Source organism: Neisseria sp. P0019.S002, assembly GCF_051957155.1.
Taxonomy (GTDB): Bacteria; Pseudomonadota; Gammaproteobacteria; order Burkholderiales; family Neisseriaceae; genus Neisseria; species Neisseria perflava.
In genome coordinates this window covers 1-434 of sequence record NZ_JBQCWS010000172.1, presented here as the reverse complement: position 1 = coordinate 434, position 434 = coordinate 1, and the positions used below count along the sequence as shown (strand labels likewise).

Here is a 434-nt window from a genome sequence, read left to right as displayed (position 1 = left end):
TTGTGCACCGGTAATGCTGAACGCTGCCAAACCGATAGCATCGGCAATAATGAAAGCGGCGGCCAAATAGGTGCGGCGATAACGTTGCACCCTTATCAACCATGCAATGGCAAGCGTGGCGAACACGACTATCAGCGCATCGGTTTGCAAAAACACTTGCGGAATCCGGCCGACCAAACCATCGCGTATCATGCCGCCGCCGACAGCCGTCAGTAACGCGGTAATGACGACACCGAGCACAGCCAATCGCTTGTTGTAGCCGACCAAATAGCCGGAAATAGCAAATGCGGCTGTCCCAATGATTTGGATGAAGTCGGTTGTATTCATGACATGTATTACTCGGCAGATGATAGTTTAATTTGGAGATGCTAAAACATTTCTTATTGGCATGTCTATTTCATCTAACATCTGATAACGCTTACGAGACATAGACC

The 434-nt window shown here is 48.6% G+C and carries 1 protein-coding gene; it reads right to left on the bottom strand.

Features of this window, described 5'->3' with window-relative positions; all coding sequences use genetic code 11:
• A partial coding sequence (locus tag ACTHTY_RS12150) for a trimeric intracellular cation channel family protein (RefSeq protein WP_440367882.1) occupies positions 1-327 on the bottom strand: 327 nt, incomplete at its 3' end.
• Positions 328-434: the final 107 nt, after the last annotated feature.